Source organism: Brachybacterium sp. YJGR34 (assembly GCF_003347015.1).
Classification (GTDB): domain Bacteria; phylum Actinomycetota; class Actinomycetes; order Actinomycetales; family Dermabacteraceae; genus Brachybacterium.
Map to the genome: position 1 here is coordinate 238814 of NZ_PNFB01000003.1, position 21051 is coordinate 259864.

At 74.6% G+C, this 21051-nt stretch carries 21 protein-coding genes and 1 pseudogene; 14 read left to right on the forward strand and 8 right to left on the reverse strand.

Translation table 11 applies throughout. The features are described from left to right. Positions 1 to 57: 57 nt before the first annotated feature. Genes CXH06_RS05010 through CXH06_RS05035 form a run of 6 tightly spaced genes read left to right on the forward strand, consistent with a single transcriptional unit; the run spans position 58 to position 6088 of the window. Positions 58 to 1599, forward strand: a complete 1542-nt coding sequence (locus CXH06_RS05010) for a proton-conducting transporter membrane subunit (protein ID WP_114854051.1) — start codon at positions 58 to 60, stop codon at positions 1597 to 1599. Continuing rightward, positions 1596 to 2081: a Na+/H+ antiporter subunit E gene (locus CXH06_RS05015; RefSeq protein ID WP_114854052.1), complete on the forward strand. Its 486-nt coding sequence runs from the start codon at positions 1596 to 1598 to the stop codon at positions 2079 to 2081. The genes CXH06_RS05010 and CXH06_RS05015 overlap by 4 nt, the downstream gene beginning before the upstream one ends. Then, the gene (locus tag CXH06_RS05020; RefSeq protein WP_114854053.1) at positions 2078 to 2338 is read left to right on the forward strand and encodes a monovalent cation/H+ antiporter complex subunit F; all 261 of its coding nucleotides are present in this window, start codon (positions 2078 to 2080) and stop codon (positions 2336 to 2338) included. Before CXH06_RS05015 ends, CXH06_RS05020 begins: the two co-directional genes overlap by 4 nt. Further along, complete coding sequence (locus CXH06_RS05025) at positions 2335 to 2730, forward strand: monovalent cation/H(+) antiporter subunit G (RefSeq protein ID WP_114854054.1); 396 nt, start codon at positions 2335 to 2337, stop codon at positions 2728 to 2730. The genes CXH06_RS05020 and CXH06_RS05025 overlap by 4 nt, the downstream gene beginning before the upstream one ends. 51 nt (positions 2731 to 2781) lie before the next feature. Further along, positions 2782 to 4851 carry a prolyl oligopeptidase family serine peptidase gene (locus CXH06_RS05030; RefSeq protein WP_114854055.1) on the forward strand — a complete coding sequence of 690 codons (2070 nt, stop codon included), beginning with the start codon at positions 2782 to 2784 and terminating at the stop codon, positions 4849 to 4851. 13 nt (positions 4852 to 4864) lie between these two features. Beyond that, positions 4865 to 6088, forward strand: a complete 1224-nt coding sequence (locus tag CXH06_RS05035) for a serine hydrolase (RefSeq protein WP_114854056.1) — start codon at positions 4865 to 4867, stop codon at positions 6086 to 6088. Positions 6089 to 6091: 3 nt separating this feature from the next. Here CXH06_RS05035 and CXH06_RS05040 read toward each other — a convergent pair whose 3' ends face one another. Further along, positions 6092 to 6580, reverse strand: coding sequence for a glutathione peroxidase (locus CXH06_RS05040; RefSeq protein WP_114854057.1), 489 nt, complete (start codon positions 6578 to 6580; stop codon positions 6092 to 6094). Positions 6581 to 6650: 70 nt separating this feature from the next. On the opposite strand from CXH06_RS05040, the gene CXH06_RS05045 reads away from it, so the two are divergent. Both CXH06_RS05045 and CXH06_RS05050 read left to right on the forward strand, forming a co-directional pair. After that, on the forward strand, positions 6651 to 7253 hold the full coding sequence (locus CXH06_RS05045) for a GNAT family N-acetyltransferase (RefSeq protein ID WP_114854058.1): 603 nt from the start codon (positions 6651 to 6653) through the stop codon (positions 7251 to 7253). 245 nt (positions 7254 to 7498) lie between these two features. Then, complete coding sequence (locus tag CXH06_RS05050; protein ID WP_198684008.1) at positions 7499 to 9010, forward strand: DUF222 domain-containing protein; 1512 nt, start codon at positions 7499 to 7501, stop codon at positions 9008 to 9010. A gap of 12 nt (positions 9011 to 9022) precedes the next feature. Here CXH06_RS05050 and CXH06_RS05055 read toward each other — a convergent pair whose 3' ends face one another. After that, a complete protein-coding gene (locus CXH06_RS05055) occupies positions 9023 to 9997 on the reverse strand; it encodes an aminoglycoside phosphotransferase family protein (protein ID WP_232820201.1) in 975 nt (324 codons plus the stop codon). Further along, positions 9994 to 11577 carry a serine hydrolase gene (locus CXH06_RS05060; RefSeq protein WP_232820202.1) on the reverse strand — a complete coding sequence of 528 codons (1584 nt, stop codon included), beginning with the start codon at positions 11575 to 11577 and terminating at the stop codon, positions 9994 to 9996. Before CXH06_RS05060 ends, CXH06_RS05055 begins: the two co-directional genes overlap by 4 nt. A 75-nt stretch (positions 11578 to 11652) precedes the next feature. Here CXH06_RS05060 and CXH06_RS05065 point away from each other — a divergent pair, with 75 nt between their 5' ends. Continuing rightward, positions 11653 to 12390 (forward strand): glutamine amidotransferase, encoded by a 738-nt coding sequence (locus CXH06_RS05065; RefSeq protein WP_114854060.1) that lies wholly within the window; start codon positions 11653 to 11655, stop codon positions 12388 to 12390. Between the two features lie 78 nt (positions 12391 to 12468). Beyond that, positions 12469 to 13371 carry a glycoside hydrolase family 25 protein gene (locus CXH06_RS05070; protein WP_114854061.1) on the forward strand — a complete coding sequence of 301 codons (903 nt, stop codon included), beginning with the start codon at positions 12469 to 12471 and terminating at the stop codon, positions 13369 to 13371. Between the two features lie 17 nt (positions 13372 to 13388). On the opposite strand, the gene CXH06_RS05075 is transcribed toward CXH06_RS05070, so the two are convergent. Next, the gene (locus tag CXH06_RS05075) at positions 13389 to 13838 is read right to left on the reverse strand and encodes an SRPBCC domain-containing protein (protein WP_114854062.1); all 450 of its coding nucleotides are present in this window, start codon (positions 13836 to 13838) and stop codon (positions 13389 to 13391) included. Between the two features lie 200 nt (positions 13839 to 14038). On the opposite strand from CXH06_RS05075, the gene CXH06_RS05080 reads away from it, so the two are divergent. Then, complete coding sequence (locus CXH06_RS05080) at positions 14039 to 14761, forward strand: AAA family ATPase (protein ID WP_114854063.1); 723 nt, start codon at positions 14039 to 14041, stop codon at positions 14759 to 14761. A gap of 28 nt (positions 14762 to 14789) precedes the next feature. Here CXH06_RS05080 and pdxH read toward each other — a convergent pair whose 3' ends face one another. Both pdxH and CXH06_RS05090 read right to left on the reverse strand, forming a co-directional pair. Next, a complete protein-coding gene (gene pdxH / locus CXH06_RS05085; protein ID WP_114854095.1) occupies positions 14790 to 15488 on the reverse strand; it encodes a pyridoxamine 5'-phosphate oxidase in 699 nt (232 codons plus the stop codon). Between the two features lie 208 nt (positions 15489 to 15696). Then, positions 15697 to 16005, reverse strand: a complete 309-nt coding sequence (locus CXH06_RS05090) for a hypothetical protein (RefSeq protein WP_157975606.1) — start codon at positions 16003 to 16005, stop codon at positions 15697 to 15699. A gap of 107 nt (positions 16006 to 16112) precedes the next feature. Here CXH06_RS05090 and CXH06_RS05095 point away from each other — a divergent pair, with 107 nt between their 5' ends. After that, on the forward strand, positions 16113 to 16712 hold the full coding sequence (locus CXH06_RS05095) for a GNAT family N-acetyltransferase (RefSeq protein WP_198684009.1): 600 nt from the start codon (positions 16113 to 16115) through the stop codon (positions 16710 to 16712). Here CXH06_RS05095 and CXH06_RS05100 read toward each other — a convergent pair. Beyond that, entirely contained in the window at positions 16687 to 17202 is a 516-nt protein-coding gene (locus CXH06_RS05100) for an N-acetyltransferase (RefSeq protein ID WP_232820203.1), read from the reverse strand. The two genes, CXH06_RS05095 and CXH06_RS05100, sit on opposite strands and share 26 nt — an antisense overlap. A 200-nt stretch (positions 17203 to 17402) precedes the next feature. Between CXH06_RS05100 and CXH06_RS05105 the strand changes: the two are divergent. Both CXH06_RS05105 and CXH06_RS05110 read left to right on the forward strand, forming a co-directional pair. After that, positions 17403 to 18619: pseudogene (locus CXH06_RS05105) on the forward strand (acetyl-CoA C-acetyltransferase). Continuing rightward, on the forward strand, positions 18619 to 19962 hold the full coding sequence (locus CXH06_RS05110; RefSeq protein WP_114854066.1) for an acyl-CoA dehydrogenase family protein: 1344 nt from the start codon (positions 18619 to 18621) through the stop codon (positions 19960 to 19962). The pseudogene CXH06_RS05105 and the gene CXH06_RS05110 overlap by 1 nt, the downstream one beginning before the upstream one ends. A gap of 7 nt (positions 19963 to 19969) precedes the next feature. Here CXH06_RS05110 and CXH06_RS05115 read toward each other — a convergent pair whose 3' ends face one another. After that, positions 19970 to 20947, reverse strand: coding sequence for an aldo/keto reductase (locus tag CXH06_RS05115; protein ID WP_114854067.1), 978 nt, complete (start codon positions 20945 to 20947; stop codon positions 19970 to 19972). Positions 20948 to 21051: the final 104 nt, after the last annotated feature.

Below are 21051 nucleotides of genomic sequence, written 5' to 3' on the forward strand. Positions count from 1 at the left end.
GGTGGACGACATCGCCGGGCGCACCGCCGCCGGACCCGAGACCGAGGGGCGCGACGCATGAGCTCTTTCCTGGACGCCTCCCTGCTCCCGCTGTTCATCGCCGTGCCGATGCTGGGCTCCGCCCTGCTGGTGCTGGTGCGCCGCCGCGCCCTCGAGGTGGCTCTGCTGCTGACGGTGCCGATCCTGGTCGGCGCCGGGGCGGTGGCGCTGATGCTCGCGCATCGCACCGAGCCGGTGCTCGCCCACGCCGTCGGCGCCTTCTCCGACCTCATCGCGATCCCCTTCGTCTCGGACCCGTTCACCGCGCTGATGCTGCTGGTGACGGCGCTGTCCACGCTCGCGGCGAGCATCTTCCTGGTGCTCACCGGCGAGTCCCGGTACCGCTTCGTGCCGCCCCTGGTGCTGCTGCTGACGGCGGGCGTCAACGGCGCCCTGCTCACCGGCGACCTCTTCAACCTCTTCGTGTGGGTCGAGGTCATGCTGATGCCCTCCTATGCGCTGATCGCCCTGACCGGCACCTGGCGGCGGCTCGGCATCGGACGGCTGTTCGTGCTGGTCAACCTCCTGACCTCGACGCTGCTGCTGATCGGCGTGGGCTTCGTGTACGGCACCGCCGGCACGGTGAACCTCGCGGCCCTGGCCGGCGCCGGGAGCGAGGACCCGCGGACCGCCGCGGCCCTCGCGGTGGTGCTGCTGGCGCTGGCCGTCAAGGGCGGCATGGTCCCGGTGCACTCCTGGCTGCCGCGCGCCTACCCGGCGACCTCGGCCGGGATCATGGCGCTGTTCTCCGCTCTGCACACCAAGGTCGCGCTGTACGCGATGTACCGCATCGTCGCGGTGACCTTCTCCGACGGGCTGCCGTTCATGGCGGTGCTGGCGGTGCTGGTGCTGGTGACCATCCTGGTGGGCGCCTTCTCCACCGCCGCCTCCTCCCGGGTGCGTACCGCCATGGGCCATCAGATGGTCGCGGGCGTGGGGCACATCCTGCTGGGCCTGGTGCTGTTCTCCCAGGTCTCCCTCGCCGCCGGCATCCTCTACCTGGTCCACCACGTGGTGACCATGTCCGCGCTGCTGCTGACCACCGGAGCGGTCGAGCACACCTACGGCCTGGGCCGCCTCGAGCAGCTCGGCGGGCTCGCGCGCCGCGACCCCTGGGTGATGGCCGTGCTGGCCCTGGGGCTGTTCAGCCTCGTGGGCCTGCCGCCCACCTCGGGGCTCTGGGGCAAGATCGGCCTGGTGCGCGCCTCCGCGGAGCAGCTCCTGGCCGAGCAGCCGATCCTCGGCTGGGCCGCGATCCTCGCGATCCTCGCCGCCTCGGTGGGGTCCCTGCTGGGTCTGCAGCGCCTGTGGCGGAAGATGGCCTGGGGCTCCGACCTCACCACCTACCGTCCGGACGACCCGTTGACCGGGCGCGGCCCCGCCACGCCCCTGCCCGAGGGGACCCGGGTCCCGCTGCGCCTGCTCGCCCCGGGAGGGGCGATGCTCGCGGTCTCGGTCGCGATGTTCGTCGGCATCGGGGCGGTCCTGCCGCTCACCGAGGCGGCGGCCGCGGGCCTGCTGGACGTCCCCGCCTACGTGGAAGCGGTGAGCTCCGCATGATGCGCCTGTGGTACGCCCTGAGCTACGCCCTCTGGATCCTCCGCGAGATCATCGCCGGATCGATCGAGGTGGCGCGGACGACCTACTCGCCGGGCACCCGCACCTCCCCGGCGATCGTCGAGTACCCGCTGCGGGCGGAGACCGACGTCGAGATCGTCGCGATGGCGTCCTCGATCACCATCACGCCCGGCACCCTCGTGCTCGGCACCTCGCACGGGACGCTCCAGCAGCGGCCCAGCCTGTTCGTCCACGCCCTCTTCGCGAGCTCCCGCGAGCAGGTCCTCGCCGATCTCACCGAGATGGAGGACCGCCTGCTGCGCGCCGTCCGCGGCCGCGGCGGGGCCGCGGCGATCCCGGCCACGCGCCGCGGCGGCATGGACCTGGAGTACCGGGATGGTCGTGCCCTGCGCCGCTCCGACGAGGTCGGCAACACCGAGGGGCGCGAGGCCGCCGAGGCCCGCGCCGCGGAGGAGGAACGATGACCGTCGTCCTGTGGCTGACCCTGGCCATGCTCGCCGCGGCGGTGCTGGTGGGGCTGGTCCGCATCGCCACCGCCCCGGACCCCGCCAGCCGCGCCGTCGTCGGCGACCTGGCCTACTTCTCCGCGATCGGGGTGATCGTGCTGCTGGGCCTGGTCAACGACTCCGCGGCGGCGGTCGACGCCGCGCTGCTCGCCGCCTTCCTGGGCATCCTCGCCACAGTCGCCCTCGCTCGCATTCTCACCAGGGGGCGCCGATGACCGCCGTGCTCGACCTCGCCCTGAACGTCCTCATCGCCGTGCTGCTGCTCGGCGGCGCGTTCTGGATCCTCACCGCCGCGCTGTCGATGTTCCACGTCCGCGACGCCGTCAGCCGCATCAACGTCTTCTCGCCCGCGACGGGCCTGGGGCTGCCCATGATCGTGGTGGGCGCCTTCCTGCAGCACACCCGGGTGACGGGCTTCGAGCCCGGGGTGCTGGTCAAGACCCTCCTGACCGTGGTCGCACTGATCATCGTCTCCTCGGTGGCCTCGAACGTGCTCTCCCGGGCCGCGTATCTCTCCGGATCGGAGATCGACCCCCGCACCGCCCCGCAGGATCTCTCCCGCGCGCCGGGGGAGGGGGAGCAGGAGCCCCATCGCGGAGATCGCTGACCGCTGAGGGAAGGAGCCCCGGCGGCTGCGTCGGCCCTCTAGTCTGGGCGCATGGTGACGACGCTCCCGTACGGTTCCTGGCCCTCCCCGATCACCGCGGCGCAGCTCGCGACGGGCGGCACCCGCCTGGGCGGTGCGCGCCTCGTGGGCGACGCCGTGTGGTGGCAGGAGGGCATCGCGACCGAGGGCGGGCGGCAGGCGATCATGCGCTCCGCCGGTCCGGTGGGGCTGCCCGCTCCCGGGTCCGCCGCCGAGGAGTCGGCCGAGCCGGTCACCGTCCTGCCCGCACCCTTCAACGCCCGCTCCCGCGTCCACGAGTACGGCGGCGCGAGCTGGACCGCGGTGCCCGGCAGCGGTCCGTCGCCCCTGATCGTCTTCGTGAACTTCGAGGACCAGCGCGTGTACAGCCTCCGCGAGGGGGAGGAGCCGCGCCCGCTGACCCCTGTCGGCCCCGAGGTCGCCTCCGCCCAGGGGCCCTCGCTGCGCTGGGCGGAGCCCACGGCCGTCACGCCGCCGGGCGGCGAGGTCGAGGTGTGGTGGGTCTGCGAGGACCACACCGTCGACCCCGCCGGCGCCGCGGGCCCCTCGGCCCCGGCCATCGAGCGCTCCGTCGTCGCGGTGCCGCTGGACGGCTCCGCGGCCGAGGACCCGACCGCCCTGCGCCGCGTCACCCCCGCCTCCCGCTTCGTCGCGGGGGCGCGCCCCAGCCCCGACGGCAGCCGCGTGGCGTGGATCAGCTGGGAGCACCCGCAGATGCCCTGGGACGGCACGCAGCTGCACGTCGCACCGCTGATCGCCGGTCGGGCGGGGGAGGGCGAGACCGTCGCCGGCGGCGAGGACGTCTCCGTGCTGCAGCCGGAATGGCTCGACGACGAGCACCTGATGTTCGTCTCCGACGCCTCCGGCTGGTGGAATCCCTGGGTCTGGTCCGCCGACGGCGACACCCGCCAGGTCCTCGAGCTCGATCAGGAGTTCGCCGGCGCGCTGTGGGCGCTGGGGACCACCTGGTACCAGGTGCTCGACGCCCGCACCGCGCTCGTCCGGCACGGCCGCGCCGCGACCTCGCTGAGCCTGCTGCGGATCGACACCGGCGAGCTCACCGCGCTCGAGTGCCCGCTCACCCAGATCGCCACGGCACAGCGCCGGGACGACGGCCTGCTGCTCCTGGCCGGCGCCTCGCCCACCCAGTTCGCCGCCCTGTACACCGCCCGTCTCGACCTCGACGGCGCCCCGGCGCTGTCGCAGCCGTCGGTGCTGCGCTCCTCCCGCACCGACGCCCCCGATCCCGGGGTGCTGCCCGTCGGCGAGCCGATCGAGGTCCCGCTGCCGGACGGCGGCGTGGTCCACGCGATCCTCCACCGGCCGCACCAGGAGGGGATCGCCGGACGCGAGGGCGACCTGCCGCCGGTCATCGCCCAGGTCCACGGCGGTCCCACCAGTCACGTCCCTCCGGTCCTGTCGCTGCCGGTGGCCTACTACACCTCCCGAGGACTGGGGGTGGTGGTCGTGAACTACGGCGGCTCCACGGGCTACGGCCGCACCTACCGCAACCGTCTGCGCGGCCAGTGGGGTGTGGTCGACGTGCAGGACACGGTCGCGGTGATGGAGCACCTGGTCGCCCAAGGGCTCGCCGACGGGAACCGGCTCGCGATCGAGGGCGGCAGCGCCGGCGGCTGGACCACGCTGGCCTGCCTGACCCGGACCGACACCTTCGCCGCGGGCGTCTCCAGCTTCGGCGTCGCCGAGCTCGAGCGGTTCCGCGCGGACACCCATGACTTCGAGTCCCGGTACATCGACGGGCTGGTGGGCCCGTATCCGGAGCGGCGCGACCTCTACGTGGAGCGGGCGCCGCTCAGCCACGTCGACGAGCTCGAGGTGCCGGTGCTGCTGCTCCAGGGCGAGGAGGACCGCATCGTCCCGCCCAGCCAGTCCGAGCTGTTCCGCGACGCGCTCGCCGCGAAGGGCATCCCCCACGCCTATCTGCTGTTCGCGGGGGAGCAGCACGGGTTCCGCCAGGCCTCGACCATCATCCGCGCCACCGAGGCGGCGCTGTCCTTCTACGGGCAGGTGCTCGGCTTCAGCCCGGCCTGCGTCCCGGTGCTGGAGCTGGAGCGCGGCTGAGGCCGCGCCCGTCATGGCCCCGTCCCCGGAGCTCCGTCCCTCCGCCGCCGCGCCGTGGGCCCGGCGCCCGCCGTCGGCGCCCCTGCAGCGGGCGGCGCCGGGCGCCGTCGGCCTCGACGCCGACGAGCTCGCCCGGATCCCTGCCATCCTCCGGGAGGGTCTGGAGCACCAGCCGCCGCGCTTCGCCGGGGCGAGCGTGCTGGTGGCCTCGCGCGGGGCGGTCGTCCTCGAGCACGCGGAGGGCTGGGCGGTGGGCTGGCAGGACGCCGCGACCCCGCTGCCCGCGGGGCAGCGGGTCCCCGCCCGCACGGACACCCTCTACGACATCGCCTCGCTGACGAAGATCGTCACCGCCGTCGCGGTCCTGCAGCTCGTCGAACAGGGGGTGCTGGGGCTCGAGGACCCCGTGGCCCGGCATCTGCCGCGCTTCGCGACGGGCGGGAAGGAGCAGGTCACCGTCGCACACCTGCTCACCCACGTCAGCGGCCTCCCCGCCCTGATCGACCTCGGCGCCGTGGGGCCGGATCCCGCGGCGCAGCGGGAGGCGGTGCTGACCGCCGCACCGAGCACGGGCCCCGGCGAGTCCTACGTGTACAGCGACCTGGGGCCGATCACGCTGGGATGGCTGGTCGAGGAGCTCACGGGTCAGCGGCTGGATGGTCACGTGCGCGAGCACATCACCGGACCGCTCGGCATGGGCGAGACGATGTTCCGCCCGCCCGCCGCGCTGCGTCCCCGCATCGCCGCCACCGAGTTCTCCGCGGCCGACGGGGAGATCCTGCGCGGGCGCGTCCACGACGAGAACGCCGCCGCCCTCGGGGGCGTCGCCGGGCACGCCGGGCTGTTCTCCACCGCCGGCGACCTCGCGATCCTGGGACAGATGCTGCTGGGCGGCGGGCAGCACGGCGAGGCGCGGATCCTGCGGCCGGCGACGGTGGAGGCGATGTTCACCGACCGCATCGCGGCGATCACCGGGCCGGGCGGGGCGCGGCGCGGCCTCGGCCCCGAGCTGGAGGCGCCGCGCTACCACGGCGGGCTCACGAGTCCCTGGTCCGGCGTGCACACCGGCTTCACCGGCACCTCGATGGTCATCGACCCGCTCAGCGACACGATCGTGGTGCTGCTGACCAACGCCGTCCACCCCGCCCGCGAGCGGGCCGGGGCGATGGCGACCCGGCGGGAGGTCTCCAGCTGCGTCGCCCGCGCAGCGGGCCAGGGGGCGGGTCGGGACGGCTGAGCCTCAGCCCTCGGCGGCCAGAGCCTCCTCGACGTCGCCGGCGACGTCGGCCGGCTCGACGCTCGGGGCGTAGCGGCGCAGCACGGTGCCGTCCCGGCCCAGCAGGAACTTCCCGAAGTTCCACTCGATCTCGCCGGCGGGGACGTCCCCGTGCGCCCCGGTCAGCCAGCGGTAGAGCGGATGCGCCCCCTCGCCGTTGACGTCGATCTTCGCGAACATCGGGAAGGTGACGCCGTAGGTGACCTCGCAGAACTCGGCGATTTCCGCCGCGGTCCCGGGCTCCTGGTGCATGAACTGGTCGCAGGGGAAGCCCAGCACCGTCAGGCCCTGGTCCCGGTAGCGCTCGTGCAGCTCCTGCAGCCCGGCGTACTGCGGCGTCAGGCCGCACCGGCTGGCGGTGTTGACCACGAGCACCACGGCGCCGAGGTGCTCGGCGAGCGGCTGCTCGGTGCCGGAGAGGGTGGTGGCGGTGAAGTCGGCGAGAGTCGTCATCCGCCCAGTGTGGGCCATGCGTCGGGAGCGTCGCTCCTGGCGCCGCCGGCGGCGTTGATAGCGTGTTCCGATGGACCACGTCTCGCCGTTCGATCAGCTCGTCGACGTCGATCAGGCCGTCGACTACGCCGAGAATCTGCTCACCGGTCGCACCGTCCGCCTGCGTGCTCTGCGGCAGGACGACCTGCTCTCCCTCGAGCAGTGGTGGTTCGACCCCGCGGTCGTGGTGCTCCAGAACTCGACGGTGCAGCCCTGGCCCGCCGGAGGCGTCTCGGACCTGTTCACCCAGTGGAGCGCCAATCGCACGCCCGATGCCGTCGGGTTCAGCATCGAGCACCGGGAGACGGGCGAGTTCATCGGCCACGTCACCCTCTTCGGCCGCGACTCCGTCAACCAGACGGCCACCCTGGCGATCATCCTCGGCCCCGCGTTCCAGGGCCACGGGCACGGCTCCGACGCGCTGCGCGTGATGGTCGGCTACGGCTTCCTCCAGCTGGGACTGCACCGCATCGAGCTGCACACCTGGGCGTTCAACACCCGCGGCATCGCCGCCTACCGCAAGGCCGGGTTCGTCGAGGAGGGTCGGCGCCGCGACGCCGTGCTCTTCAACGGCCGTCGCCACGACGAGGTCATCATGTCGATCCTGAGGAGCGAGTGGTCCGGGGACCGCTGACGGCGCGCGCATTGTTCCTCCCCACCGCTGGGTTTTCCACACATGAGGGTGGGCGGAATTCCGTCTTTCCTCCACAGAGGAGGGTTGTCCACCGCTCCGGCGAGTGGATGGGCGGGTGTCCTGGCGCGTCGAAGCGCCTTCTGACCTGGTGGCCCGTAGGGCGAGGGCGGCGTCGCGAGGGGTGCGGGATGTCGACGGCCCGAGGGGGTGTTTCGCCTGTCGGGGGTGCCGGGGATGATGTGTCCATGTCGAATTCGTCGTGGTGTCCGGGGCCTGAGGGGGATTTCTCCCCCGAGGCTCTCGCCGGTGCCGTCCGGGGGCGGGGGACCGAGGGGCTGACGGATCTGTTCACGGCGATGGCCGGGGTGCTGCAGGCTCTCGCGGCGGACCGCGGCGAGCTGTTCGCGACGGATGCGCGGGCCCGCGGCGCGTTCACGGTGCTGCTGGAGGCGCTGCAGAGCACGCGCGGAGCGGTCGATGCGCTGGAGGCGCGGACGCTGGTCGCCCTGCGGGACGTGACGCGGCGGGAGCGGCTGGCCGCGGCGCGGGACCGCGCGGCGCGCGGGGAGGGCAGGGCCCCGGCGGTGGGGGCGGTGCACGAGGACGCGGATCGGGTGACGCGGCGGGATCTGTCGCTGATCACGCGGAGGTCGCCGCATCGTGCGGGGCGGACGCTGGGCTCGGCGCAGCGACTGGTGGAGTCGATGCCGTCGATGATGAGCGCACTGGGGGAGGGGAAGCTGGGCGCGGACGCGGTGTATGCGGCGGCGGACGCGGGCGCGGTGCTGTCCCCGGAGACGCTCTCGGCGGTGGACGAGCAGCTGGGGCGGCGACTCGCGGACCTCGATTCGGCCGGGACGCGGCAGGTCAAGGACGCGGTGGCGGTGATCGCGGCGGAGACGGACCCGGAGGGGGAGAGGGAGCGTCACCGTCGCTCGGTGCCGCGGCGCCATGTCACGCTGACGCCGGGACGGCACGGGATGGCGACGCTGAGCGCGCATCTGCCGGCGATGGAGGCGGAGCTGATCCGCAAGAAGCTGGCGCTGGCGGCGGAGCGGGCGCGCAGCGAGGGATCCCGGGAGGGGCACGGGGCGCAGATGGCCGATGAGCTCGTGGCGCGCCTGCTCTCACGGGACGCGGAGGCGGAGCCGGTGACGCTCGAGCTGGGCGTGGTCATCACCGACCGGGCGCTGTTCCGTCCCGAGGCCGGGGAGGTCGCGCAGCTGGAGGGGTACGGACCGGTGCCGGCGGTGTCCGTACGGGCCCAGATCCGTGCTGCGCTGGAGACCCCGCAGGGCGAGGATCCCTTCGGGGCCGACGGACCGGCGGTGCGGGTGATGATCCGCCGCCTCTACACCCACCCCACCACGGGGGAGCTGGTGGCGATGGATGCGCGCTCGCGGGTCTTCCCGCCGGGGATGAAGAGGTTCCTGTCGCGCCGGGACCTGCGGTGCCGGGGCCCGTTCTGCAACGCCCACGCCCGGCAGGCCGATCACATCGTCCCCCACGCGCGGGGCGGGCCGACGAGCCTGGCGAACGGACAGCAGGTCTGTGCGCACTGCAACCAGAAGGAGGACGACACCGCGGCCGTCCTCCGCGAGCGCGCCCTGGGACGTCCCGGCCACAGCGTGACCTGGACCGGGCACTCCGGCGCCCGCCGCACCACCGTCCCCCCGCCCCTGATCTGGCCCCGAGGACGGGACCGGAGCCGGAGCCGGGGCCGGGAGCACGGCCCGGACCCGGACGGCGTGCCGTAGCTCCCGTCCTGGTCACTCCACCCCGTCGGCCACCAGCCTCAGCGCCGCCTGCGCCGCGCCCTCCATGCCCGCGGACTCCTGGACGCAGCGCGCCAGCAGCCAACGGCGTGCCCGCGCCGGGTCCAGGCCCGCGAGGGATGCCATCCTCCCGGCGAAGCGGCTCGGCTCCGCGGCCAGGCGCTCGGGATCATTGAACATGTGCTGCAGCAGGTCGTAGTGCGGATCGCCCACGTACGGCTTCGGGTCGATGAGCACCCAGCGCCGCTCGGAGCCCTCGCCGGCGGCCAGCACGTTGGACGGATGCAGATCGGTCGCCAGGAGCACCTGCTCGCCGTCCCACTGCCGGGGCAGCTCGCGGAACAGGGCGAGGCCGTGGGCCGTGACGTCGGCGGGGAGCGAGGAGAGACCGGCCTCCGCGCGCTCCTGCGCCCCGTCCGCCCACCACGCGCACATCGAGCTGAGCGTCCGGAACTGTCCGGCCTCGGACGTGGGCAGCAGCTCCTCCGGTCGCACCCAGAGCTGCCGCGCCACGGCGACCACGATCTCGTCGCGCTCGGGCCAGGTCAGCAGCTGCGCGAGCGGCGTCCCGGGACGCACCCGGTCCAGCAGCAGGGCCGCCGTCGCGCCCCGACGCTCGCTGCGATGCACCCGCGCGGCCCCCCGCCCCTGCCAGGCGACCATCCCCGCCGCCTCGTCGCGGGCCTCGTCATGGGCCCAGGCCACCTTCAGCACCCGCTCGGAGCCGTCGACCTCCCGGACAGGCGCCACCCAGGCCGAGGAGCCTCCGGGGCGGAACGGGGCCGACGGCGTCAGCGACCACCGGGCGAGCAGTTCCTCCACGATCCCCGGCAGGTCGTCGCGCCAGGCGACGAGGCCCGGGTCGGCGGCCTCGGCGAGCAGCGGCGGCATCGGGTGACCGGCGACCAGCGGCGCACCGCCGCCCGCCGCACCGCCGCCCGCGGCGCCGCCGCTCTCCGGCCCGGTCACGGCGCGACCACCCGCTCGGGCATCGTGAAGTCCGCGCTCGGCGTGAGCACCTGCCCGGTGCTGATCAGGGCCGTGCAGCGCACGGTCCCGTCCCCCGTGCTCCTCCCGAGGCGCGCCAGCAGGGGCTCGGACCAGCTCCCGTAGCCCGAATCGCCCCAGGCCGGGAGCTCCACCGCCTCCGCGCCCGGCGCGATCGGGTCCTCGCGCACCGCGCCGACGGATAGCTCGAGCGCCGTCGCCGCCGGGTCCGCGGACGCCTCGTCCAGCGCGAACAGCCGCACACCCAGACGCGTCAGCCGCGTGCGGCCCCACAGCGAGTCGTAGGTGCCGGTGAGGACCTCCGTGAGCTCCTCGGCGCTCAGCGCACTCCCGGCCGCGGCCGGCTCCACCGCGGCCTGGGCGGACAGCACCGCCGGGCGCGGCCGACCGTCGGAGCCGCCGCCCTGCGCCCCGGGGCTCTCCCACTCCTCGGCGCTCGGTGCCGGCCGGCCCGCCGCGAGGGAGAGCAGCCCCAGGATCCCCAGGGCCAGCTCGGAGCTCGGCGCGTCCACGGCGGTCCCGATCACGCTTACCACCAGGCGTTCTCTCGGCGCGGCCCAGGTGCGGGACAGGCCCGTCGGGAAGCCCCCGGAGTGGCCGATCACCGTGAAGCCGTGCAACCGGCCCTCCTGCAGCCCCAGCCCGTACTGGCCGCCGTCGTGCAGGGACCAGACCCGTCGGCGCATCTCCCGCAGGGAGCCCGGCGTCAGCAGCGCATCACCGGTGAGCACCTCCCCGGCGAAGCGCGCGATGCTCCCCGCGCTCGCCCAGAAGCCGGTCGCGGCCGCGAGCGCACCGGTGGGGATCTGCTCCACCACCCGCCGCGGGCCGTGCAGGAGGGAGGTGTGTCCGGCGGCGAAGCCCCCGGGCGTCTCCGGACCGGGGGCGTCCGCCGGGAGGTCCGGGCCGATGCCCTCCACCCCCACCGGGTCGAGCACCAGCGCGGTGACCGCCGCGGCGAAGTCCTGCCCGGTGACCTCCTCGATGACCAGGCCCAGCAGGCCGTAGCCGATGTTCGAGTACTGCAGGTGCAGCCCCGCCTCCGCCGTGACGGCGCCGGTGCGCGCGATCTCCAGCAGCTGCTCGCGCTCCGGGAAGGGAGTGCCCAGGCGCCACCACCGCGAGTCCGCGGAGTCCCGGGTCAGGCCCGAGGAGTGGGAGAGCAGGTCGCGCAGGGTGCGGTCCGCGACGGGAGAGCCGGCCAGCTCCGCCACGCGCTCGCCGACGGTGTCGTCCAGGCGCAGCCGCCCCTGCTCCCGCAGCCGCATCACGGCCAGGGCGGTGATCATCTTCGAGTGCGAGGCGATCCGCAGGCGGTGCGCGGTGGTCAGCGGCAGATCGGCCGAGACGTCGGCAGGCCCCACGGCGACCTCGGTGATCAGCTGGCCGTCGTGCCAGATCGCGGCCTGGATCCCGGTCTGGCGGCGCAGACGGCGCTGGGTCTCGAGCCACTCCGGCAGCATCGCGGCGACGTCCCGGACGGCGGCGTGCGGCAGCGCGGCGGGAGCGGAGGACGGACGGGCGGTGGCCGAGGCGGTCACGGCATCTCCTTCGAGGTCGGGACGAGAGACACACTACGGTCCCGGGCTCCCTGCCGCGCCCGCTAGCATGCGGTCGTGAAACCGTTCGTGCAGATCGCCACCCGCCCCGAGGACGACGTCGCCCTCACCGAGCGCCAGGCGGTGCTGTCGTTCACCGGTCTCGCCGAGGACGAGCTGCTGTGGGCCCGGCTGGACCGCGATCCCTTCCCCGACCTCGCCATGGAGGACATCTCCGGGATCATCCTGTGCGGCAGCCCCTTCACCGTCTCCGACCCGGTGGAGTCCAAGCCCGCCGCGCAGATCAGGGCGGAGCAGGAGATCTTCCGGATCCTGGACCAGGTGATCGCCGCCGACCTCCCCTTCCTCGGCGCCTGCTACGGCATCGGCACTCTCGGCACCCACCAGGGCGCCCTCGTCGACACCGTCCACGGCGAACCGCTGGGCGTCGTCGAGGCGACCCTCACGCCCGCGGGGCGGCGGGACCCGTTGATCGAGGCGGCGGGACTGAGCAAGTCCTTCGACGGGATCGTGGGCCACAAGGAGGCGGTGCACACCCTGCCCGATCACGCGACCGTGCTGGTCTCGGGGACCACCTGCCCGGTGCAGATGTTCCGCGTGGGCACCCGCCAGTACGCCACCCAGTTCCATCCGGAGCTGGACATCCCCTCCACCATCGAGCGGGCGCGCGCCTACCGCGACCACGGGTACTTCTCCCCGGACCAGATGGAGGAGCTCTTCGCGACCCTCCGCCGCCGCAGCGCGGACCAGCCGCCCCGCCTCCTGCGCGCCTTCGTCGAGGTGTTCGCCCGCTGATCCGGGCGGTGCCGCGGTCGACAGGCCCGCGCCGTCATCTCCCGGCCCGCCGGCACCGGCTCGGGTAACCTCCGCACCGTGCCCCGTTTCACACCTGAGCAGGTCCGCCGCCGTCAGATCGTCGCCGGAGCGATCGCCGTGCTGCTCGTGCTCGCCGTCGGCGGATGCACCGTCAGCATGATCGGCGCGCTGCGCGGCGGCGAGGAGGCCGCAGGTCGGGGCGCCGACGAGGCGATCGCGGACCGGGAGCCCTTCGTCGCCGACGACGAGGCGATGACCGTCCCCGCCACCGCCCAGGACGCGGCGGTCGCCGCGAACCTGCCCGAGGGGATCGAGCTCGCACCGGACGAGGTCCTGGGCATCGACGTCTCCAGCCATCAGGGCGACATCGCCTGGGACCAGGTCGCCGCCGACGGCGTCGCCTTCGCGTACGTCAAGGCGACCGAGGGCTCCGGCTTCGTCGACTCCCACTTCCGCGCCAATTGGGACGGGGCCGAGGGGGCCGGCATCACCCCCGGCGCCTACCACTACTTCACGCTGTGCTCCCCGGGCGCCGAGCAGGCGGAGGACTTCCTCGCCGCGGCGCCCCCGGTGGACGGGGCGCTGCCACCGGCGCTGGACCTCGAGTTCGACGGGGCCTGCGAGGAGCGGCCCGAGGCGGCGCACGCCCAGACCGAGATCGACGAGTTCACCGCGATCGTCGAGGAGGCGTGGGGGCGGCGCCTGGTCATCTACTCCTCCTCCGAGTGGCGCGCGCACTACGGGCTCCCGGTCACCGACTCGCGGCCGGACTGGCTGTTCGCCGCTGGCCAGCGGCCCGAGCAGGAGGACTGGGCGGTGTGGCAGCTGCGCTTCGACGGCACGGTCGCGGGGATCGACGGCGGGGTCGACATCGACGTGGCCCGGATCGAGCAGCTGCGCGAGGGGGCGGCCATCCCCGAGGGGGAGGGCGCTCTCGTCCACGCGCCGCCGGAGGACTGAGAGGCCGCGGCGTCGGCTCAGCCGGGCAGGTCGCGCCCGCGGACGGTCTCGCGCCGGTAGTCGGCGACCAGCTGATCGAGGACCGTGGTCCAGTGCTCGAGCAGTCCCTGGCGCTCGGCCGGCCCCAGCAGCCGTTCCTGGTGGACCGCGAGCACCGTGCCGCCCGCGGCCTCCTGCAGCGTCACCTGGAACACCGTCTCGTGATCGAGGGCCTCGGGCTGCCAGCGCAGGCGCACCCGTCGGCCCATATGGCAGCCGACCACGCGGCCGCACGCCGCGGTCCCGCGGCGCAGCGGGGCGCCCACCATCTGCGGGACGGACTCGACGCCCAGCCACTGCGGGAGCCACTCGGACAGCAGGCGCCGCCAGACGTCCTGGTCGGGGGCGGGAAGGGTGCGACGCACGCCGAGCTCCCACCCGGCGTCATGGGTGAGGCCGACGGGATGGTGCCAGGTCTCGGTCTGCATACGGCCACGGTAGGGCGAGGCCCCGGGGGATCCCAGGGCGCTCTCCGAGGCGTCCTCAGGTGTTCGCCGATCCGTCGCCGAGCGGCCATCCGCAGGCAGGCGAGCCGGCGCGTCGGGGCTGCCTGGCATGCTCTGACCATGACAGCGCGCCGGACCCGCCCTCCCGCCCCCACCCCGTCGTGGTGCCGGGGGAGGCGCTGATGCCCGGCCTGCTCGACGGCCCGGTGCTCCCGCTGCGGGAGGTGCGTGCCCATCCCGAGGCACCCGCGGACCTCTCCGTGTGGCCGGCGACCCTGCCACCGGTGCGCCAGGTCCTCGAGGGCGGCCTGGTGCTCGGGGCGTCCACGGTGCTGACCGGGGACAACGGTGCCGGGAAGTCCACCCTCGTCGAGGCGATCGCCGCGGCGTACGGCCTGAATCCCGAGGGCGGCGGCACCGGCGCGCAGCACGCCACCCGCGCCACCGAGTCGCCGCTGGCCGATCACCTGCAGCTGGTCCGCGGTGCGGGCGCTCCGCGCTCGGGCTTCTTCCTGCGGGCCGAGACCATGCACTCCCTGTTCACGTACTACGAGGAGATCGGCGTGGGCGGGATGATGCATGAGCGCAGCCACGGGGAGTCGTTCCTCGAGATCGTCGCCGAGCGGTCCCGATCGCGCGGGCTGTGGGTGCTGGACGAGCCGGAGTCGGCACTGTCGCTGCCCGGCTGCCTGGCCCTGCTGGGGCTCCTGCGGGACCTGGTCGGCACCGGATCGCAGGTCATCCTGTCCACCCACTCCCCGGTGCTCGCGGCGCTGCCCGGCGCGGACCTCTACGAGGTGGGCACCTGGGGGCTGCGCCGCAGCGACTACGACGATCTCGAGCTGGTGCGCACCTGGCGCAGCTTCCTGGACTCCCCGCAGCGGTTCCTGCGGCACGTGGACTGAGGGGCCCGGCGCCGGCGACCGCCGGCGCTCAGGGCTGCAGTCGGTGCCGGCTCCAGGCACCGCCCGCCGTCCGGAGGTACGCGATCCGGTCGTGGAAGCGGTGCTCGCGGCCCTGCCAGAACTCCATGCGCTCGGCCTGCACCCGCAGCCCGCCCCAGTGCGCGGGCCGCGGCACCGGACCGTCCGCGAAGCGCGCCTCGACCTCGGCGTACTGTTGCTCGAGATCCTCCCGGGAGGCGATCTCCTCCGACTGCTGGGAGGCCCAGGCGCCCAGCTGGGCGCCGCGCGGGCGCCGCGCCCAGTAGGCGTCGGAGACCGCGGCGGGGACCGGTGCGGCGGCCCCCTCGATGCGCACCTGGCGCTGCAGCGCGTACCAGGGCATCAGCAGCGCGGCCCGCGGGGTCGCCGCGATCTCGCGCGCCTTGGCGGAGCGCAGGTTGGTGTAGACGACGAAGCCCTCGGCGTCATGATCCTTGAGCAGCACGGTCCGCGAGCGCGGGGACGGGGCGCCCGCGGCGTCGAGGGCGACCGTCGAGAGCACCACGGCGGACGGATCGCTGAGATCGCCGTGCTCGGCGCGACGGGCGAAGGCCGCGTCCAGCCAGGCGTCGAAGAGCGCGATCGGGTCCTCGGGCGCATCGTCGGCGAGGGACCCGGTGAGGTAGTCGGTGCGCTCGGCGGCCAGGCGGTTCCCGGGGGTGGGCTCGGTCGCGGGGTGCTCGCTCATGGCGGTGATCCTAGGCCGTGGCGACGGCCGATGGCACGGGCGCCGACGGTCGATCCCTCCATGCAGTGGCCGGTCGATGACGATCAGTGTCGGAATGCGTCCAGGTGGGCCCCATAGCGACGAGCCTGGCCGTATTCCGACAGTGATCGTCATGTCCTGCCGGCGCCCCGGGTCCGGCGGCCGAGTCCTCACCGCCACGGCGTCCGGCTCAGGCGGTGGCGAGGTGCCCGCCGCCGTGCCCGGTGCGCCGGTGCGTCCCGTGCCCGCGGCCCAGCAGCGCGAGCAGGCCGCGACGGCGCGCGGGCCGCGCCGCGGGGTCGGCCGGGCCGGGGGCCGCGGCAGGGGCGACGATGAGCTCGAGCGTGCTGGGGTCCAGGCCGCGGGCGCCGGCGCGGGTCCGGGTGGCGCGCAGGGCCCGCAGCGACTCCAGGTCGCCCCACTCCTCGGGCAGCGGGCGGTAGTCGATGAGGTCGGTGGTGGCTCGGGTCCGGCTGGTGGCGATGGTCGCGTCTCTCATGCCTCCACTGTCCTCGCGCTCGCCGCGCGGCGCGTCCGCCCGGGAGCGCGGGGAGGTCATCCTGTGGTCGGATCCTGGGACGCGATCGAGGGCGAGAGGTGATGGGCATGGAGGACGAGGACGCGGTGGATGCGCGCGACGGGGTGCTGCTCGCGACGGAGCGCCTGTGGCTGCGGCCGTGGCGCCCGAAGGAGGCGGTGGTCCTGCGCGCGCTCTGGGCCGAGCGTGACCCCCGCGTCCCGCCGCACCGCCGGATCGACGAGGACGGCCGCCCGAGCCTCGAGGACCTCGAGGCCTCGATCCGGCGCCAGGCCCACCGCCCCGGCGGACTGGGGCTGCCCGCCCTCGAGATCCGGGCCACGGGGGAGGTGATCGGCTACTGCGGACTGGTCGAGGACGGTCCCGGCGCCGCCGCCCTCGGGGACGAGCACCCGGGGCCGGAGCTCGCCGTCGAGCTGCTGCGCAGGGCGCAGGGCGCCGGCTACGCGACCGAGGCCGGCCGGGCCGTGATGGCCTGGGCGCGCGGGGCCGGGATCCCGCGCCTGCAGGCCACCGTGTGGGACTGGAACTACGCCTCGCGCCGACTGCTGACCAGGCTGGGGTTCGTCGAGACGGACCGTTCCCGGCCCGCCGGGGCGGAGCACGAGATGCTGGTCATGACCGCCGTGCTGGGAGAGTCCCTCACCGCACCATCCGCAGGTCCCTGAGCCCGCCCAGCTGCTCCTCCACGTGGGTGGCCCCGTCGGCCACGAAGCCGAGCTTCTCGTAGAACCGGCGTGCCCGAGGGTTGTCCTCGGCGACCCACACGCTGGCGCCCTCGCCCTGGAGGATCTCCTCGGCGAGGGCGCGGGCCAGGCCGCTGCCGAACCAGTCCGGGTCGAGGTAGAGCACGGACAGCTCGCGCGGCCGCACGGGCTGCGGATCCCGCGGCGCCCAGGATGCGGCCAGCCCGATCGGCCGGCCGGTCCCGTCGCGGCCGATGCGGAAGGTGCCGCCGTCGGATGCGGGGTTCCCCGGCGTCAGCCACAGCGTCCAGTGCCGGATGCGGCGCGCGATCGCCTGCTCGCCGAACCACTCGTCGCCCTCGAGCAGGTGTCCGTAGGCGACCTCCCAGCCGCGCACGTGCAGGCGGGCGAGGGCCGGGACGTCCTCGAGGGCGGGGGTGTCGATCGTGAAGGCACGGTCCGTGCTGGTCATGGGGAGAGTCTCGCAGGTGCGCGGCGGGACGGCCGGCATCACAGCGACCGTGAGCGGTGAGCGCGCCCCCTTCCCCCGGATACCTGCAACCCGTAGTATCACCAACGGCCCGTCATCGAGGACGCCGTCGCCGTCGGCCCCGATGCCGGACCCGCGCCGGGCGTGATGCGTCCGCGTGATCCGCCGTCGAAGGAGACTCCGTGCCCGAAGCCGTCGTCGTCGCCGCCGCCCGGTCACCGATCGGACGCGCCCGGAAGGGCTCGCTCGCGGACCTCCGCCCGGACGACCTCGCCGCCAGATGGTCCGCGCCGTCCTCGACCAGGTCCCGCAGCTGGACCCGGAGAGCCTCGACGACCTGCTGCTGGGCTGCGCGATCCCCGAGGGCCGCCAGGGCGGCAACCTCGCCCGCACCGTCGCGATCCAGCTGGGCCTGGACGCCGTGCCCGGGGCGACCGTGACCCGCTTCTGCGCCTCCTCACTGCAGAGCACCCGCGCCGCCTTCCATGCCATCCGCGCCGGGGAGGCGCAGGCGGTGATCTCCGCGGGCGTCGAGTCGATCTCGCAGAGCAGCGGACAGCTCCTGGACCCCGAGGCCCGCAATCCGCTCTTCCGCGAGGCCTGGGAGCGCACCGCCCGCCGCGCCGCCCGCGAGCTCCCCGCGCCCTGGCACGATCCGCGCGAGGACGGCGAGCTCCCCGACGCCTACATCCAGATGGGCCAGACCGCGGAGAACGTGGCCGAGCTGCGCGGCATCACCCGCGCGGACCAGGACGCCTACGCCCTGCGCTCCCAGGCCCGGGCCGAGGCGGCGATCGCGGGCGGTTCCGCGGCACGCGACATCACCCCCGTCGCCCTCCCGGACGGCACCCTCGTCACGGCCGACGACTCCCCGCGCCCCGGGGCGACGCTCGAGGCCATGGGCGCGCTCGACCCCGTCTTCCGCCCGGGCGGCACGGTCACCGCCGGCAACTGCTGCCCGCTGAGCGACGGCGCCGCCGCGCTCGCGATCCTCGCCGACGACCGCGCGCGGGAGCTGGGGATCACGCCGCTGGCCCGCATCGTCGCCACCGGAGTCTCCGGCCTCAGCCCCGAGATCATGGGCCTCGGCCCGGTCGAGGCCACCCGCCGCGCCCTGGCGAACGCCTCGATGAGCATCGCCGACATCGACCTGGTCGAGCTCAACGAGGCCTTCGCCGCCCAGGTGCTGCCCGCCGCCGAGGACCTCGGCCTCGACCACGACAGGCTCAACGTCCACGGCGGCGCGATCGCGCTCGGCCACCCCTGGGGCTCGACGGGAGCCCGCATGACCACCACCCTGCTCCACGGCCTGCAGGAGCGCGACGGCCAGCTGGGCCTGGCGACCCTGTGCGTCGGCGGCGGCCAGGGCATGGCCCTCATCATCGAGAGGATGCACTGATGACCAGCACCGACCCCACGCCCACCAGCGCCCCGGCCCCGGGAGTCCTGGGCATCGGCGGCGACCTCGGCCCCGCTGCCGAGCACCGCAGCCCCTCCGTGGTCACGGACCGGGCCGTCGTCTCCCCGCCCGACGCCGACGCCGTCACCGCCGCGGAGCTGCTGCCCGCGACGGCGGACCACTTCGCCCTCTTCCAGGACGTCGCCGGGGAGGACCTCGCGGCCTGGCGCGACGCCCGCTCCCTCGCGGCCGAGGTGCTCCCGCAGATCAACGACTGGTGGGACCGCGGCGAGTACCCGCGCGCGCTGATCGGCCGCCTCGGCGAGCTGGACCTGCTGACCGACGGGCTCGACGTCCCCGGCCACCGTCGCCTCTCGCCGCTCGCGACCGGCCTGGTCACCATGGAGCTCTCCCGGATCGACGGCTCCGTGGGCACCATGGTGGGCGTCCAGGGCGGCCTCGCGCTGCGCTCGATCCTGTGGCTGGGCTCCGAGGAGCAGAAGCGGCGCTGGGTCGAGCCGATCGCGCGCGGCACCGAGCATGCCGGTTTCGCACTCACCGAGCCGGACCACGGCTCCGATTCCGTCTCGCTGGAGACCGTGGCCCGCCGCGAGGGGGAGCAGTGGGTGCTGAGCGGGCAGAAGCGCTGGATCGGCAACGGTGCCGGCTGCCACCTCACCGTGGTCTGGGCCCGCGTCGAGGATCCCGAGGACGAGGTGCTGCACGGCCGGGTCAGCGGCTTCCTCGTCGAGCAGGACCGGCCCGGCTACGAGGCCGAGGTGATCCGCGGGAAGGTCGCCCTGCGCGCCATCGACCAGGCCCACATCACCCTCGACGAGGTGCACGTCCCGCTCGGGGCGCGCCTGCCCGGCGCCCGATCCTTCGCGGACACCTCGCGGGTCCTCTTCGCCACCCGCGCCGGCGTGGCCTGGGGCGCGCTGGGGCATGCGACCGCCTGCTACGAGGCCGCCCTCGAGCACGCCACCACCCGCATCCAGTTCGGTCGGCCGCTCGCGAAGGCGCAGTCCATCCAGGTGCGGCTGGCGAGCATGCTGCAGTCCCTGACGGCGATGCAGCTGTACTGCCGGCGCCTGGCGGAGCTCGAGGCCGAGGGGGCGCTGCACCCCGAACAGGCCTCGCTGGCCAAGGTGTTCGCCACCCGCACCGCCCGTGAGATCGCCTCCGACGCCCGCGACATGCTGGGCGGCTCCGGGATCCTGCTCGAGAACCGCGTGGTCCGCCACCGCAGCGACCTCGAGGCCCTGCACACCTACGAGGGCACCGACACCATGCAGTCGCTGATCGTGGGACGGGCGATCACGGGCCTCAGCGCCTTCACCTGAGGGGCGCTCAGCGCCCGGCGCGCAGCGCCGCCACGGCCCGCCGCTCCTCGCCGCTGAGCGGACCGCGTCGCTCGGCGTCGAGGCATTCCTCCAGCTCCTCGCGGTTCTTGACCCCGAGCACCACGGTCGCCACCCCGTCCACGTCCAGCGCGCAGCGATGCGCCAGCGCGGCAGGGGACTCGCCGAGCTCGGCGGCGAGCTCGCGGAAGCCCGCGGCGCGCTCGTACTCGGCGACGACGGGGTGGCCGGGATCGACCGCGCGATCGATGCCCCCGGTCAGAGCACCCGCGGCGACTGCGCGGATGCCGATCACGGGCACCCCGGCGCGGCGGGCCGAGGCCAGGATCTCGCCGTTGCGCGGGGTGGCCTGCTCGCCGAAGATCCACATGTCCCCGGACAGGTCCAGCGCATTGACCACCACCTGGACGGCACCGGGCGTCTCCTCGCCGGCCAGGGCCTCGAGCACCGCGGCGGGATGGCCCACTCCGGTCAGCCCCCAGTCCCGGATCAGCCCCTCCTCGCGCAGCGCGAGGAAGGTGGGCAGGACCTGCTCCTGGAAGACCGACCAGCCGGCAGTGCGCGGAGCGCGCGCCGCATCCCCCGGCGGCCGCAGCTGGCTGTGCAGGAGCAGCAGATCCACCTGCTCGCGACCCAGCCGCTGCAGGCTGCCGGCCAGGCTCTCCCGGATCCGCGCGGGGACGTCGTGGGGCGCGATCTCGTCGTCCGGGGCCTCGACCTTGGTCGTGATCAGCGGATGCTCCGCCGAGGAGAGGCCGGCGAGCGCCTCGCCCGCCACGCGCTCGGCCTCGTGGTCGGGGCCGTAGGAGGGGGCCAGGTCCAGCATGGTCACCCCCGCCTCGAGGGCCCCGTGCACGGTGGCCACGGCCTCGGCGCGGTCGGTCGCGCCCCACACGCCGCCGATGCCTCCGCCGCCGAGCGTCAGCGCGCTCACCGCGCCCAGTCGCCCGAAGTCTCTCGTCCTCATCGCCGTTCTCCTCCCGGGAGTCTCTGCTCGACGGTCACGCTACAGAGCAGCGGGCGCGGGGGATAGAGGGTGGCCGCGGCAAGGTCGTCCTCGCGGGCGGCAAC

Coding starts and splice junctions, on each gene's coding strand:
- CXH06_RS05010 (WP_114854051.1), top strand. CDS start 58: ATGAGCTCTTTCCTGGACGCCTCCCTGCTCCCGCTGTTCATCGCCGTG.
- CXH06_RS05015 (WP_114854052.1), top strand. CDS start 1,596: ATGATGCGCCTGTGGTACGCCCTGAGCTACGCCCTCTGGATCCTCCGC.
- CXH06_RS05020 (WP_114854053.1), top strand. CDS start 2,078: ATGACCGTCGTCCTGTGGCTGACCCTGGCCATGCTCGCCGCGGCGGTG.
- CXH06_RS05025 (WP_114854054.1), top strand. CDS start 2,335: ATGACCGCCGTGCTCGACCTCGCCCTGAACGTCCTCATCGCCGTGCTG.
- CXH06_RS05030 (WP_114854055.1), top strand. CDS start 2,782: ATGGTGACGACGCTCCCGTACGGTTCCTGGCCCTCCCCGATCACCGCG.
- CXH06_RS05035 (WP_114854056.1), top strand. CDS start 4,865: ATGGCCCCGTCCCCGGAGCTCCGTCCCTCCGCCGCCGCGCCGTGGGCC.
- CXH06_RS05040 (WP_114854057.1), bottom strand. CDS start 6,580: ATGACGACTCTCGCCGACTTCACCGCCACCACCCTCTCCGGCACCGAG.
- CXH06_RS05045 (WP_114854058.1), top strand. CDS start 6,651: ATGGACCACGTCTCGCCGTTCGATCAGCTCGTCGACGTCGATCAGGCC.
- CXH06_RS05050 (WP_198684008.1), top strand. CDS start 7,499: ATGTCGAATTCGTCGTGGTGTCCGGGGCCTGAGGGGGATTTCTCCCCC.
- CXH06_RS05075 (WP_114854062.1), bottom strand. CDS start 13,838: ATGCAGACCGAGACCTGGCACCATCCCGTCGGCCTCACCCATGACGCC.
- CXH06_RS05080 (WP_114854063.1), top strand. CDS start 14,039: ATGCCCGGCCTGCTCGACGGCCCGGTGCTCCCGCTGCGGGAGGTGCGT.
- pdxH (WP_114854095.1), bottom strand. CDS start 15,488: ATGAGCGAGCACCCCGCGACCGAGCCCACCCCCGGGAACCGCCTGGCC.
- CXH06_RS05090 (WP_157975606.1), bottom strand. CDS start 16,005: ATGAGAGACGCGACCATCGCCACCAGCCGGACCCGAGCCACCACCGAC.
- CXH06_RS05095 (WP_198684009.1), top strand. CDS start 16,113: ATGGAGGACGAGGACGCGGTGGATGCGCGCGACGGGGTGCTGCTCGCG.
- CXH06_RS05100 (WP_232820203.1), bottom strand. CDS start 17,202: ATGACCAGCACGGACCGTGCCTTCACGATCGACACCCCCGCCCTCGAG.
- CXH06_RS05110 (WP_114854066.1), top strand. CDS start 18,619: ATGACCAGCACCGACCCCACGCCCACCAGCGCCCCGGCCCCGGGAGTC.
- CXH06_RS05115 (WP_114854067.1), bottom strand. CDS start 20,947: ATGAGGACGAGAGACTTCGGGCGACTGGGCGCGGTGAGCGCGCTGACG.